The sequence below is a fragment of the Phytobacter sp. RSE-02 genome (assembly GCF_040578655.1).
In the GTDB taxonomy this organism is placed as follows: domain Bacteria; phylum Pseudomonadota; class Gammaproteobacteria; order Enterobacterales; family Enterobacteriaceae; genus Phytobacter; species Phytobacter diazotrophicus.
The window spans coordinates 1-12,528 of the sequence record NZ_JBEULY010000007.1 but is presented as its reverse complement, the minus strand read 5'-3'; the positions used below and the strand labels follow the sequence as shown (position 1 = coordinate 12,528).

The window sequence follows — 12,528 nt, the reverse complement described above, 5'->3', positions numbered from 1 at the left end:
TCTTCCCAAGTCTACTAAATCCAGCCTCCACGCCGTTTATTAATGATTGATCGTCTCTCAACGTCTATCAACATATCTTGAAATCTACAGTAATGTGGGGGTACATTTGGGGGTATATCCTGTTCAATGAAATGTGATACCCCCAAAATGAAGCTCACGGCACGTCAGATAAGCACAGCAAAGCCTCAGGATAAGCCCTATAAGCTTTCGGATGGAGGCGGTATGTACCTGCTGGTAAATCCAAATGGTTCTCGATACTGGCGACTAAAGTACAGATATGCCGGCAAAGAAAAATTGTTGGCACTGGGCGTTTATCCTGACGTTACTCTGGCTGATGCCCGAAACAAACGCAATGAAGCAAAACGGGTACTCGCAGCAGGTGCTGATCCTTCCGATGTGAAACAATCAATAAAAGAAGCAAAGGCTATTGCAATGCAAAACAGCTTTGAGCTGATTGCAATTGAATGGCATAAGCATAAAAAGCCTAACTGGTCATCCGGTTATGCCGATGACATCCTCGAGTCTCTCCGGAAAGACATTTTCCCTTTCGTTGGTAAGCGCGCTATCACCGATATCAAACCAATAGATATGCTGGCTGTTCTAAAGAAACTCGAAGAGCGTGGTGTACTGGATAAGCTCAAAAAAATACGACAGGCCTGTAAGCAAATATTCACTTATGCAGTGATTACCGGGCGTGCTGAATACAACCCGGTTGCAGACTTGGCAGGTGCACTTAAGCCACCTAAGCAACAACATTATCCTCATCTGCAGCGTGATGAACTCAGTGGGTTTATTGAGGCGTTGAAAAATTACAGTGGAAGTAAGTTAACTCAGACTGCTACGTTCCTGCTGATGTACACCGGTGTACGAACAATTGAGTTGCGGGCCGCTGAATGGAAAGAGTTCGACTTCACTAATAACCTTTGGCAGATCCCGAAAGAGCGTATGAAGATGCGCCGTCCTCATCTGGTTCCGTTGTCTAGCCAGGTGAAATCTATGCTACTGGAAGTTAAAAGCATAAGTGGTCGAGGAAAGTATGTTTTCCCCGGGCGTAACGATGCTGGTAAACCGATGAGTGAGGCCAGTATCAACCAGGTCATCAAGAGAGTAGGGTACGATGGCAGGGCAACAGGTCATGGCTTCCGGCATACAATGAGTACCATTCTGCATGAGCAGGGATTTAACACTGCCTGGATTGAGGCTCAGCTAGCACATGCCGATAAGAATACTATCCGTGGAACTTATAACCATGCACAGTATCTGGATGGCCGCAGAGAGATGGTGCAATGGTATGCGGATTTTTTAGTTTCACTATAATAAGGGCTTTATGGGTTAGTGAAGGTATTAATTTTAGTTATTGAAATTGAAGTATTTCATTGGTACTTAAGACAGAATTATCAAGTATCCATCTATGGTTAGCAAAGTAAATGTTTTGGATTTCAACAATTTCTGAAGGGAAAGAACCTTCAAATTCAACCTTGAAAGAAGTATGGTTGAAATTGCTTCCATCAAAAAAAACCGACATGAAACGGTTACTCTCCAACCCGTTAGAGCACAATAAGTCAAAAATAACTTTCCCTTTGAACTTTTTAGCATGGAGAGATTTAGCAATAGAATTCAGACATGACAAGGGATTGTTGTAGCTTGTTGCTACAACAATCACCGGGTACTCTTTGTTGTCTATCTGTCTGATATTGAACATATTAGCTATATAAGTTATCTAAGTGAATGTAAGCATCTGCAGACAGGCTAAGCAATTGTTCAATTGAGGTAATTTGTCTGCTTGCTTCTTCCACGCTCTGCATGTGGAAGAGCCCATGGCGATGTTTGTTGAAGAAAGTGTAGGCCCTACCTAGCATATTTCTAGTTTGTTGGTTTGTTATGTGACCATCAAAGGAGCGATCGAGTTCAAAAACGCCGTTACCTACATGGCTAAAAAAGTACCCGAAATCGTTGCTATCTGAATCAAAGTTATAGCTCGCGAGCTTGGCTTTCAACGCACCTTCGAGAGATCTTAGCTCTGGGAAGAAGAGCATCGAATACTCCGGCAAAGCAGGGCTCGCGATTTTGACACACTGGCCAGCAAGTAGCAAATTTTTGGTTATACTTGGTAGGTTATCATATGACTTTGGTAAACATTTGCGCAGAAAGTCAGCTGCAACCTCCTGCCGTATAATTTCTGTAACACTTTCCTCTCGGCGGCTAAGGACCAGCTCTAATCCGGACATATCTAAAATGTCCGTCATCAAATAAACCAATTTCCTATAGCATGTTAAAGGTCTGCCTTGAATCTGCAGACGTAAGGACGAGTGATGCGTTACAACGAGACTATCTCCATGGTCCTTACAAATGATTCTAATCTGCAAACTGCCATTATGTTCAATCTGAGTCATTTCGAACGCTGGGCGCTCAGTTTCGGCCATTAACTGAAGTAATGATACTATTTGTTCCCTATCTATCCCTTTTAATACCATATTTACATTATTAAATTCGTTAGGATTAATAGTTTCGAACAATTTATCAGCTAGCGCATGACTGAGTTCTTTATTTTTCCCCATGTCCCACTGTAGCGTTGAAGTTCCGTCTTTGATAAACAGGATATCCAGGGTTCCATCTTCAATACCTACCTTGCCGATCACAATCCTTATTCCGGGGGTGCCTGGTTTATCTGCAATGCTTCGGATTTGCAAACTTTGTTCAGAACAAAAATCGTTGGTAACAGGCTCTATAAGATCCCTGTCAAGATTAAGGCCTTTGTAATTGCGTTCTTCAGTCATGATGAATAGGTCCATTATCAAAATGATGATTCCCCTGTATAGCTTAACCAAGGGCATAAACAGCCTTATTAAACCACCTATTCATGTGCAAGGCTAACTACTTGTTCCAGTTGTTCAGGTTGTTCCATATACCTTATTTATTCAGTAACTCTATGTATTTATTGATTTATATGGGTTATGCATGGAACAACTCTGGAACAATATTGAGGGCGTTTGGAACAACATATACTGCGAATCGATAGTGATTAATTGATATGCAAGATACTGGACAAGTAGACAGCTGTGTTCTACATTACACTTCAATCGACAATGATTGTGTTATTGCAATCTCCGGCGCTGAAAAGCGCACTGCTCTTTTCACAATGGCCGTTCGGCCTACACCGCTGAAAAGCGAATGTTCTATAGCATTGCATGCTAAAGAAGGGGAGTAAGCAACACCGCTCTTTATCAATCTGCCCCGGGGTGAAGCATCCCATCAACGCAACACTACAGAAACCTGTGGTGAGGCGCTGGTAATGAAAATGGTAAAGAGGGCGAGGGCTGCACATTTTTGCTTAATGAATAGTGAGCGAAATGGGTGTTGTATGTTGTAAATGGCAAAGATCTTTAAAAAAAATGGGAAGTTCTACCGAAATGTAGAACATGCTACGCCCTTGTGTAGCAGTCTTCCAGAAGATTTGGAAGAGATTAAGCTATAGGATAATAGCTCTTTAAAAACTGGATTCTCAGCCCTAAAAGGGATGAGCATGTGCGCTTCCTAAGCGCATTTGAAAAAATCCACTGGTTGGGGATGGTTCGTCCCCAGTTAAGTACCTAAGTACAGACATTTATCTTTGGTTCACTTTTGTTAGCTCTTTAAAACATACGGATCATGGCCTCTAGCAGGGTCATATTCTTCCCTTATCAAGGGTGGAAATATTTGTCTTCTTTAATAGTCTTCTGTTTTAACCGTACATAAAAATCTGTATTCAAAACCCAAACAGTTCCAAGAAACCTGCCATTTAATGGACAGGTTTTTTTGTCGTATCTATTGCTAAGGAATAGCTCTGCGTCTTGAGATAATCATTTTTATTAACCATTGCCACTTTTGCTATTTTTTACTGGTTTTGCATACAGTGATTGATGGACTAATAGACGACAGAAGACGATAATAGACGTAACGAATAAGGCTATGTCTAGGTTGATCCCCGAAAACCCGTACACCTCTGCGGGCTGGCATAGCCCCCAAAATCAGAGGGCGTGAGGTGGCGTTTTGTTAGATATAGTTTCCGAACTAAAGGAAAAGAAAAGCGAAGTTATTTCTTTGCATGAAGTTATTACAAGCTTGAGACAGCAATCTCCAGGTGCGACTTTACCGCAAATAGCAGAGTGGTTGTTAATTCAACTAGCTGATGATGAAAATGCTCCAGAAATGGGAGTATTGACAGTCGGCGGCGGTTATGAATCCATTCCACCATCTTGGGGAACGCCTCAGGGCAATGAGCATTTTTCACTGCGAGAATTATTGCTGGAGTTATACCACAATAATGGCATTTGGCCTGGAGATATACCATTTTGAGCACAAGAAAAGAGATTATTGAAGAAACATACTTAGGTTATGGTTTTAAACGCCAAGAGCTGACTGATTTTCTTCATTCTAAAGGGAAAAATGTAAATTTCGGTTTGCCTCCAATGCATTTTGAGGGGGTAGACGAGACTATTAGTACTACATCTATTACTCTTAAGGAAGCTTTAGAAAAAATTGAACAACTTCAAGAAAAAGTAAAAAATCTGGAATCTTTACTGCCAATTTTTCTCGGCAAATACAGAGATGATGATCCGCTTATGATTGCCATTCAACTACGTAACTCCGAGTGGAAAGACTATGATGTGGATGATAGGAAAACAGTACCATCGCAGGAAGCATTAGTTGCTCAGATCAAGCAGCAGTATAAGAAGTTTGGCATGCCAGATGTTCAGGCGCGAGCTATTGAAAAAGTAGCATGCCCTTTAAAAAGAAAGTAATCATTAACCCTCAGGGGTAGGGTATCGCTTAGGATATCTGTACTAACCCTGAGGGTAGATCATACTTATGGTTATAGTTATTTCCCACATAAAAGGCTCTCACCCTCATAGTCTTTTTCTCTATCCTACCATTAGCCCTAATGTTGCGATGCGTTGCATTATTTTTATGTCATCATTTATTTCGTAAACCGTAATAGACGCTACGAGGTAAACATGTCTCAATCTTTAATTCGGCTCTCTGAAGTTCTGCGGAGAGCACCGATAAGTAAGGCCTGGCTCTACAAGCTTATCTCTCAAGGGAAGTTCCCAAAACCTATCAAAATTGGCTCCCGAGCCATCGCCTTTGTTGAAAGTGAAGTCGATGACTGGATTAACCAACGTATCGAAGAGTCTCGTAAGGAGATTGCCTAAATAAGTACCTTACATGTGCATTAGTTGCGTGTCGTTTAATTAGCATCTGGTTAAGATCTGATTGATGCGACAGTTATCAGCGAATTAAATACAGGTAAATAATCATGACTAAATTAAATGCACTCTCTGTGCAGGGGTTCCTGCAACCCGAAATCAGTCAACAAGGTATTGCTACGCCAACCATGAGTAGTCTGGAAATGGTCGATTATATCAATGCCGACCGTCAGGTGAAAGCGGAAGAGGAGGGGATGTCATTCCCATGCAAGAAATATCGCAAGCTTCGCCACGACAGTTTTATGGCGAAAGTGCCAAAAGTCTTGGGTGAAACTCAATCTCCAAAATTTTTTGGAGATTACATTGATGGCAAAGGGCGAGCCCAATCTTGCTACAACTTCCCCAAACGCGAAGCTTGTCTGATGGCGATGAGTTACAGCTATGATCTGCAGGCTAAGGTGTACGACTACATGGAAGAGTTAGATCGCCAGGCTCATGGCTACCTCAGTTACTCCGTGCAAGAACTGCAAGATATCGTGGCTGGTGCCCGTAAGGTTTCTGATGAGGATTCAAGTGATGCCGGTCGTCGTTTGCGTCAACGTCAGGATGACCTTGTGGTCCTCGAAAAGGCAGAGTCCTTAGTTCAAAGCCTGAGCCAGTTAAAACTAGATCTTATTGGTGGTGGCAAACAACTGGAGGTTCGCTAATGTTGTGTGTGGCCGGAATGAACAAAAAAGGCAGCTATAATGGCGCTGCCTTACATCACCATAGCGATCACTACTCAGATGCTTCTTTGGCTTTCTTTCTCTGTCGACGTTTAATCTCGCCTTCCATGGCGGTCACGATAAATTGCGCCTTACTTTCGTCAGGCTCTCTTACTTGTTCCATTGCATCTACAACTTCATGCGGAACGCGAGCCGTCATAAATTGCGATTTTGAATTTTTATTACCTGTTGCCACAAATGAACTCCAGTGTATTGGGTGTGTATCAGTATACACCAAAGAGTCGATGAAAAAAAACTTGAAGTGTGTATCACTTCAATCTAAAGTGATACACACCTTGGTTGTGCTAAGGTATGAAAACAGCGAAGCCCAGAAGGACGGCAATCCTTGCTGGGCCTCTAACCACAACGTAAGTGAGGCTTACACTATGGCATATTTACATAGTACCCAAACTCGCCCTGAAAAAACATATCAGTGGCGCTTTCTGGCATTAAATCGCTCTGACATGTCAGCGAAATTCTGCCGTGTATCACTGGAAGCACCAACTGAGCATGATGCTCGTATGGTGCTTGCACCGTTCTTTATTCTTTCTTTTGCTGGCCGTCTTCCTGTTCAGGAGGTGGCTAATGTCTGAATCAACAAAACTCCGGTTTCATAAAAACCGCAGGTCTGTATGGGCACGACTCCCTTTCGTCGATCGTCAGGAAGCTAAAAGCGGCTATTGTTCCTGGGCTATACCTCGCCATGGAGGTTACTTTGGTGGCTGTGAGGCAGGTAAAGCGTTAGCGATGATTTACCTGAAACATTTACGTGAGAATGGTCGTGGCTTGGGCGGTGGCCTGCAATACGTTGTTCTTGATATGTGCAACCTTGGCTTTTCTACTCGCAAATTAACGGAACAAGAAAATGCCCTTAAAGGCCAGATTGTTGGTTTCTTCTGTCTCCTTGAAGACTGGCTTGCTGCAGCTGTGAAACTTGGAGGGCAAAATCTCGACAAAGTCGAAAATGCAAAATTGCTGAAACAAGCCAATCAATGGCTGTCAGTACAGGACAAGACAAGGAGATAACCCATGAGCCAGATTGAACAGATTCTTACTCGTTGTTGTGGCCGGGACGAGTCGCAGGAAGAGTTGCATAAAATCAGCATGCATTCCGATGGTGCCTATGAAGGCATTATGTCTGGTCTTGGTTCTGTTGGTAATGTGATTTTCTGGGCTTGCGATAATGAAAATTATGATGACAAGACAGCACGTGAAGACCTGAGAAATATTGGCGAAATGCTGATGTATTTACCCGGTATTGCGACAGCTCTGAAATTCAATGCCGGTGAAGCTGATGCCGTATTGAGGGAAGTCAGAAACAAAAAAGCCTGACTATTTAACTAACCATCCCGACATTATCAAAAAATTACAGCCATCAGGCTGGGGAATCGCTCGGCCTGAACACAGGAGAACGGTAATTATGAAACCGGCAAACAAGAATCTGGAAAATAACAGAAAGCATATGGCAGCAGCATTTATTGAATACTGCTGTTTAAACAACAATGGCGAGCCTGCCCTGAAATCGGTTGTTGGCAGAAGGGTTGTTGAATTAAACAACCTGACCGTGCAATCAGTTTCCCGCTGCCTTAAAGAAAGCATTGAGAAACAGTGCTCAGCCCGTTACGGACAGGAGCAGGGCGCAATCATTATGAGCGAGACCTATTCATCACTAATGAGCCGTGACAACAGCAAACTTACTCTTGATGGCATTGATTTAATGAATGAGGTGATGTCTGAGGCGATCAAGGCTGCTCTTAAGGCACCAAAAACTAATAAATTCGGGCTGGAGATTGAAAATGTATAACAACATTAATACCGCCAGGTTTGTTGATTCGTTTCATGTCGAAGCTCATTCTGGTTGCATCAATATCTTATGTCTTAACAATGAACAAATTTATGAGCTAAAGGAACAAGTACCTTTCATAGATGTAGTCAGAAGACTAGATGCTGGTGACTGGGATGATCATCTTTTTCTTGGGATGAAAATTATCCATAAACTGGGATATTCAGATTATGCAAGCTCTGCTCAGGAGACATTGATTATCTGGCGATGGCTTATTGCATCGCTCTTCTTTCTCGATCAAAAAGAGAAAAATGGTTCAATTATTGCTCCGAGCCTTAAAGGACCAGAAGTAGAAAGTGCTATCTATATTGGTAAGAGTGGAGGCATGAATATTTTCCCTGCTACTGAACGTTTTGCCATGGCAAATAATATAGAGGCAGCGCTAATCGAACGCTACGGTGTCGAGCAGGGGACAGCGAATGCAATCAATTTCTACATCGCGATGAGAAGCGATGACGGCGAGCTGTCTGATTTGGGACGAGAGATTTTGTCTTCACTCCATGATGAGTTCGTTATTCAAATTCAGGAAAAAGGTATTCCTGAATGGCCGGCAGAACACTAAGGGGGCATGATGAAAAATGCACCTAACATAAAGAAATTACCTTCTGATCTGTGGGAGGAGATAATTATCTTTGCCGGTGATGATGCGTGGACTTTCGCCAAAGCATGGGAAGAGTCAAATCCAATAAAAGACACCGTTCCTCCCGTTGTGCTGGGCAAGCAACAACTCGCTGAGCTGAATAAACTGAACATAGTCGATGAGGGGCGCCGGTCTGTTCGTATCTATCGGGGCGGCGCCCTGAGCGAAATACAGATAAGCATCATTGCCACAAAGCTTGCAAAAGCGGGAGTGCAGGAAGCCCGTTTTTATTCGGAAGCATATCACTTACTGGAAAACTGGACTGACCAACTTCATCGGATCAAGGTACAGGCAGAGACAGGGGAAAGCGCCCTGGCTCAGGTCGCGGTTGAGGTAAACGAGAATGAAGTTATTAAATCTGATCCACTTAAAGCCCATGTTGAAAGCCGCAAAGATGGGATTTTTTGGGTCACTCCCCGTATGGATAAAGAGAGCGGGGAAATTAGTAAAAATGAAAGCTGGTTGTGTTCCCCTCTGGAGGTCGCCGGAATTGGTTCCGACGGTAAAGATCGCTTTTTAATCATGCGATGGATTCCCCATGGTTCCAGTTCCCCTGTTGTTCGCGCTGTTCCTCTGGCTGACATTGGCGAACGGGAGGGGTGGCGTTCAATGAAATCTGGCGGAGTAAACGTCACTACAAAAAGTAATCTACGCGCCATCCTTGCGGACTGGCTACAGTGCTCTGGTACAGGTCAGTTATGGCAAATTGCGCATGCCACCGGCTGGCAATGTGGCGCTTATATTATGCCTGATGGTGAAATTATTGGTTTTCCAGAGAGTCCGGTTCTGTTCAATGGACGTAGTTCGGCTGCTGCAGGGTATTCGTTGAAAGGCACAAGCGAAAGCTGGAAAAGCAGCGTAGCAAAGCTGGCTTATGGAAATTACTCGATGATGACTGCGGTTGCGGCCTCACTTGCAGCACCTCTAATTGGGCTAAGTGGTGCTGACGGTTTTGGGATTCATTTTTATGAGCAATCCAGTGCAGGGAAGACCACAACTGCTAATGTGGCAGCGAGTCTATATGGCAGTCCTGACATGCTTCGTCTGACGTGGTACGGCACTGCGCTGGGACTCGCGAACGAAGCTGCTGCACATAACGATGCCCTTATGCCCCTTGATGAAATTGGACAGGGGGCAGATCCAGTCGAAGTCTATAAATCAGCATATGCATTATTCAATGGCACCGGCAAATTACAGGGCGCAAAAGAAGGCGGGAACCGTGAATTGAAGCGGTGGCGAACTATTGCCATCAGTACAGGGGAAGTTGATATGGAAACTTTCATTTCAGGGGCGGGGAAAAAAGTAAAAGCCGGGCAACTGGTGAGATTACTGAATATTCCAATGAATAAGGCCATCAAATTTCATGGTTACCAGAACGGTAAACAGCATGCTGATGCATTAAAAGATGCTTACCAGAATAATCATGGCACAGCCGGGCGCGAATGGGTTCGCTGGCTGGCGGGTAATCAGGCCGAGGCAATTCAGGTAGTTCGGGAAACAGAAGAGCGCTGGCGTTCGCTTATCCCATCAGAGTATGGCGAGCAGGTGCATCGTGTTGGTGGTCGCTTTGCAATTCTTGAAGCCGCCTTGTTACTCGGGCGAAACATCACTGGCTGGGATGAACAAACATGCCGTGATGCTATCCAGCATAGTTATAACGCATGGATAGGTGTTTTTGGTACCGGTAATAAAGAGGTCGAGCAAATCATTGAACAGGCAATGGCTTTTCTGAGTTCGTATGGCATGAGTCGTTTTGCTCCGTTGCCGTATGACGAACTCAGTCTCCCCATCCACAACCTTGCCGGATATCGGGATAAAGGGGGTAATCAGAATGAACCAGTATCGTTCTATGTTCTTCCTGCAGCCTTTAAAACCGAAGTCGCCAAAGGTTTTGATGCATCCCAATTTGCAAAAACGCTTTTCAAAGCAGGTGTTCTAAAAAAACCAGCTTGTGCTAACGGTTATCAAACATTAACGCCGAGGTTACGTCACCTGAATGGTCAGCGTCTTCGGTCCTATTTGTTGGTCCAGCTTGATGAAAGTGAGGAGAAATAATTATGACAGCTCATATCGCAGCACATGGACGACTGGTGGTTGATGTTCAGAGTAAAAGCATATCGAACGGTAACCTGATGTCGTTTGCCCGCATGGCTGTGGCACTCCCATGCCAGAAAGCGGAGGGCGGTGAATCAACGTTATGGCTGGCTGTGACATCGTTTGGTCGTCCGGCGGAACTGCTCGCAAAGCATATGAAAGGGGACATTATCAGTGTTTCCGGTAACTTGCAGGTAAGTCAGTGGGTTGACGGTAAGGGACAAACGCAGTCTGGCCTGCAGCTTATTGCTGACTCGGTAATCAGCGCGAGAACGGTTCGCTCTGGTGGCAACCGGAAACAAACAGGTAGCAGTAAAGCACAACAACCTGATGAGCAATTTCCAGACGATGTGCCGTTCTGATATTTGGGTGACAAAGATGAAAATTTCCTGTGTGAAATCCCTGGGGGTCTCAAATGCGTGATATTCAGATGGTGCTTGAACGATGGGGAGTATGGGCCGCTGGTGGAGAAGCAAATATCGGTTACCCGCGTACAGCTGCTGGGTTATCACGTTTGCTAGCAGCCAGTCGCCAGGGTAAGCCATCATGCTGTGATGATGACGGCATGTATATTAACGAAGCAATGATCCGTCTCAGAAAGCATGATGAGTATCTTTGCTCATTACTGGAATGGCATTACATCGACAATATGACGTTACGTGCGATGGCAACGAAATTGGGCATTTCCCACAATCACGTTTCGGTGCGACTCCAGGCCGCTGAAAGCTTTATCCAGGGTTCACTTTGCACACTTGAAATTAAACTCGAAATGGACAAGGAATGCCGAAGGGAAAATATTCTTCCACCTAAGCTGAAAAGAGTTGTGTAATTACAAAACCGGATTTATTCTGCTATGAGTTGTCACTACGCACTGACACATAACATTCGAAACCTCGCCATATGGCGGGGTTTTTTCGTATTCAGGCCTCACTGACGGCGGCTCACCAACCGTCAGGCGCTTGCGCTGAGGCCGCCATCTTTGGTCGCTGGACCATTGCTTCTACTGGTCTGGTTGTGATGCCTCCCGTGAGCGGAACATTAGGCTATGCAGCGTATCCCCATACATGAATGGATTTCTGGCTCTTAAGGACTCATATGTATAACGACATATTGTTGCCAGATAGCGTGCTATTGGGATATGCCCGCGACTCATTAGCCCCTGATTTTCTGCAATACATTATTTCCTGTACAGGCTTCCTTCGCCTGAACGTGCTCTGCTCCAGATTTCGTCATCAGAGAGTTTTGTTTCAATAAGTTCAATGGGCACGCCTGAGTCATTGATAATGGCAACGAAGTAGCCGTCAATAGGTTCGTAGGGACCAAGAAGAATCTCTTCACCAGCTATAGCTTCGGCAAGGTTATCGACCTTTAGCGCCACATGGGGCACGGTTTTAATGAGAGGGTGTAGTGTTGAGTCAGCGGTAAAACGGTGCCACTGCACTCGGAATTTTCCCGGGTTATCTGTTGTATACATCCCCGCTTTTTCACTGAAAATACCATCAGTATTTCCGTCCTGAATGGGAATGCCTAAGTGGTGAAATTCGTAATTTATTCCAGCTTTCATTATTTCTACTCCTCGTTGTCTGGCGGATTGCTGGTGTGCTGATGGATCTCGCGTTATTGGTCGTGATCATCAGTGCGGTGGCTTTATATCAGCGTTGGCCTGGTAAGACAAAACAATAACAATGCGTAAAAGGTCGCCAGTCGGAGGCCTTTGTCAGAGTGTTTTATTGACGAAACAGATTGAAATTTCTACATTTCGTGCGTGGTGAATCTCGTCTAAGCGGCGGGGCGTGAACGGCTAAGCTTCCTAACCAGATGACGCGGGTCAGTTTTTGCTGTTAAAAGACTCACCGGGAGGCACCCGGCGCCACAGATAACAATAGGTAATTGGTTGTGCCATAGTCACTTAGCCTGTTCGCCCGAGCAGGCTTTTTTTATGCTATTAAGAAGGATGAGCAGCAAACGCACCGCAGCTCTCTGGATGAAAAAGCTTTAGCG

At 44.5% G+C, this 12,528-nt stretch carries 17 protein-coding genes; 13 read left to right on the top strand and 4 right to left on the bottom strand.

Features of this window, described 5'->3' with window-relative positions; all coding sequences use genetic code 11:
• The first annotated feature begins 147 nt into the window (after positions 1-147).
• Positions 148-1,317, top strand: coding sequence for a tyrosine-type recombinase/integrase (locus ABU190_RS15670; RefSeq protein WP_354691791.1), 1,170 nt, complete (start codon positions 148-150; stop codon positions 1,315-1,317).
• Positions 1,318-1,354: 37 nt separating this feature from the next.
• Here ABU190_RS15670 and ABU190_RS15665 read toward each other — a convergent pair whose 3' ends face one another.
• Positions 1,355-1,663: a type II toxin-antitoxin system RnlB family antitoxin gene (locus ABU190_RS15665; protein WP_354691790.1), complete on the bottom strand. Its 309-nt coding sequence runs from the start codon at positions 1,661-1,663 to the stop codon at positions 1,355-1,357.
• A gap of 40 nt (positions 1,664-1,703) precedes the next feature.
• Positions 1,704-2,777, bottom strand: coding sequence for a type II toxin-antitoxin system RnlA family toxin (locus ABU190_RS15660; protein ID WP_354691789.1), 1,074 nt, complete (start codon positions 2,775-2,777; stop codon positions 1,704-1,706).
• Positions 2,778-4,029: 1,252 nt separating this feature from the next.
• On the opposite strand from ABU190_RS15660, the gene ABU190_RS15655 reads away from it, so the two are divergent.
• From ABU190_RS15655 to ABU190_RS15640, 4 genes are all read left to right on the top strand, one after another.
• Complete coding sequence (locus ABU190_RS15655; protein WP_354691788.1) at positions 4,030-4,335, top strand: hypothetical protein; 306 nt, start codon at positions 4,030-4,032, stop codon at positions 4,333-4,335.
• The gene (locus ABU190_RS15650) at positions 4,332-4,781 is read left to right on the top strand and encodes a hypothetical protein (RefSeq protein WP_354691787.1); all 450 of its coding nucleotides are present in this window, start codon (positions 4,332-4,334) and stop codon (positions 4,779-4,781) included. Before ABU190_RS15655 ends, ABU190_RS15650 begins: the two co-directional genes overlap by 4 nt.
• A gap of 213 nt (positions 4,782-4,994) precedes the next feature.
• A complete protein-coding gene (locus ABU190_RS15645) occupies positions 4,995-5,192 on the top strand; it encodes an AlpA family transcriptional regulator (RefSeq protein WP_354691786.1) in 198 nt (65 codons plus the stop codon).
• 104 nt (positions 5,193-5,296) lie between these two features.
• Entirely contained in the window at positions 5,297-5,893 is a 597-nt protein-coding gene (locus ABU190_RS15640; protein WP_354691785.1) for a Rha family transcriptional regulator, read from the top strand.
• 70 nt (positions 5,894-5,963) lie between these two features.
• Here ABU190_RS15640 and ABU190_RS15635 read toward each other — a convergent pair whose 3' ends face one another.
• Positions 5,964-6,146, bottom strand: a complete 183-nt coding sequence (locus ABU190_RS15635; protein ID WP_354691784.1) for a YlcI/YnfO family protein — start codon at positions 6,144-6,146, stop codon at positions 5,964-5,966.
• Positions 6,147-6,195: 49 nt separating this feature from the next.
• Between ABU190_RS15635 and ABU190_RS15630 the strand changes: the two genes are divergently transcribed.
• The 8 genes from ABU190_RS15630 (at position 6,196) to ABU190_RS15595 (ending at position 11,356) form a co-directional block, all read left to right on the top strand.
• Positions 6,196-6,543, top strand: coding sequence for a host cell division inhibitor Icd-like protein (locus ABU190_RS15630; protein ID WP_354691783.1), 348 nt, complete (start codon positions 6,196-6,198; stop codon positions 6,541-6,543).
• Entirely contained in the window at positions 6,536-6,976 is a 441-nt protein-coding gene (locus ABU190_RS15625) for a hypothetical protein (protein WP_354691782.1), read from the top strand. The genes ABU190_RS15630 and ABU190_RS15625 overlap by 8 nt, the downstream gene beginning before the upstream one ends.
• Before the next feature lie 3 nt (positions 6,977-6,979).
• Positions 6,980-7,282 carry a hypothetical protein gene (locus tag ABU190_RS15620; RefSeq protein ID WP_354691781.1) on the top strand — a complete coding sequence of 101 codons (303 nt, stop codon included), beginning with the start codon at positions 6,980-6,982 and terminating at the stop codon, positions 7,280-7,282.
• Positions 7,283-7,370: 88 nt separating this feature from the next.
• Positions 7,371-7,754, top strand: coding sequence for a hypothetical protein (locus ABU190_RS15615; protein ID WP_354691780.1), 384 nt, complete (start codon positions 7,371-7,373; stop codon positions 7,752-7,754).
• Positions 7,747-8,355 carry a hypothetical protein gene (locus ABU190_RS15610; RefSeq protein WP_354691779.1) on the top strand — a complete coding sequence of 203 codons (609 nt, stop codon included), beginning with the start codon at positions 7,747-7,749 and terminating at the stop codon, positions 8,353-8,355. The genes ABU190_RS15615 and ABU190_RS15610 overlap by 8 nt, the downstream gene beginning before the upstream one ends.
• A 9-nt stretch (positions 8,356-8,364) precedes the next feature.
• Positions 8,365-10,488, top strand: coding sequence for a DUF927 domain-containing protein (locus ABU190_RS15605; RefSeq protein WP_354691912.1), 2,124 nt, complete (start codon positions 8,365-8,367; stop codon positions 10,486-10,488).
• 2 nt (positions 10,489-10,490) lie between these two features.
• On the top strand, positions 10,491-10,889 hold the full coding sequence (locus ABU190_RS15600; RefSeq protein WP_354691778.1) for a single-stranded DNA-binding protein: 399 nt from the start codon (positions 10,491-10,493) through the stop codon (positions 10,887-10,889).
• A 53-nt stretch (positions 10,890-10,942) separates the two neighbouring features.
• Positions 10,943-11,356, top strand: coding sequence for an antiterminator Q family protein (locus tag ABU190_RS15595; RefSeq protein WP_354691777.1), 414 nt, complete (start codon positions 10,943-10,945; stop codon positions 11,354-11,356).
• 348 nt (positions 11,357-11,704) lie between these two features.
• Here the strand turns inward: ABU190_RS15595 and ABU190_RS15590 are convergent, their stop codons facing one another.
• The gene (locus tag ABU190_RS15590) at positions 11,705-12,091 is read right to left on the bottom strand and encodes a hypothetical protein (protein ID WP_354691776.1); all 387 of its coding nucleotides are present in this window, start codon (positions 12,089-12,091) and stop codon (positions 11,705-11,707) included.
• Between the last annotated feature and the right edge of the window lie 437 nt (positions 12,092-12,528).

What these genes read in the sequence shown, in the direction of transcription:
- ABU190_RS15620 (WP_354691781.1), top strand. Translation starts at nt 6,980, where the DNA reads ATGAGCCAGATTGAACAGATTCTTACTCGTTGTTGTGGCCGGGACGAG.
- ABU190_RS15660 (WP_354691789.1), bottom strand. Translation starts at nt 2,777, where the DNA reads ATGACTGAAGAACGCAATTACAAAGGCCTTAATCTTGACAGGGATCTT.
- ABU190_RS15595 (WP_354691777.1), top strand. Translation starts at nt 10,943, where the DNA reads ATGCGTGATATTCAGATGGTGCTTGAACGATGGGGAGTATGGGCCGCT.
- ABU190_RS15645 (WP_354691786.1), top strand. Translation starts at nt 4,995, where the DNA reads ATGTCTCAATCTTTAATTCGGCTCTCTGAAGTTCTGCGGAGAGCACCG.
- ABU190_RS15670 (WP_354691791.1), top strand. Translation starts at nt 148, where the DNA reads ATGAAGCTCACGGCACGTCAGATAAGCACAGCAAAGCCTCAGGATAAG.
- ABU190_RS15640 (WP_354691785.1), top strand. Translation starts at nt 5,297, where the DNA reads ATGACTAAATTAAATGCACTCTCTGTGCAGGGGTTCCTGCAACCCGAA.
- ABU190_RS15615 (WP_354691780.1), top strand. Translation starts at nt 7,371, where the DNA reads ATGAAACCGGCAAACAAGAATCTGGAAAATAACAGAAAGCATATGGCA.
- ABU190_RS15600 (WP_354691778.1), top strand. Translation starts at nt 10,491, where the DNA reads ATGACAGCTCATATCGCAGCACATGGACGACTGGTGGTTGATGTTCAG.
- ABU190_RS15590 (WP_354691776.1), bottom strand. Translation starts at nt 12,091, where the DNA reads ATGAAAGCTGGAATAAATTACGAATTTCACCACTTAGGCATTCCCATT.
- ABU190_RS15625 (WP_354691782.1), top strand. Translation starts at nt 6,536, where the DNA reads ATGTCTGAATCAACAAAACTCCGGTTTCATAAAAACCGCAGGTCTGTA.
- ABU190_RS15630 (WP_354691783.1), top strand. Translation starts at nt 6,196, where the DNA reads ATGAAAAAAAACTTGAAGTGTGTATCACTTCAATCTAAAGTGATACAC.
- ABU190_RS15605 (WP_354691912.1), top strand. Translation starts at nt 8,365, where the DNA reads ATGAAAAATGCACCTAACATAAAGAAATTACCTTCTGATCTGTGGGAG.
- ABU190_RS15610 (WP_354691779.1), top strand. Translation starts at nt 7,747, where the DNA reads ATGTATAACAACATTAATACCGCCAGGTTTGTTGATTCGTTTCATGTC.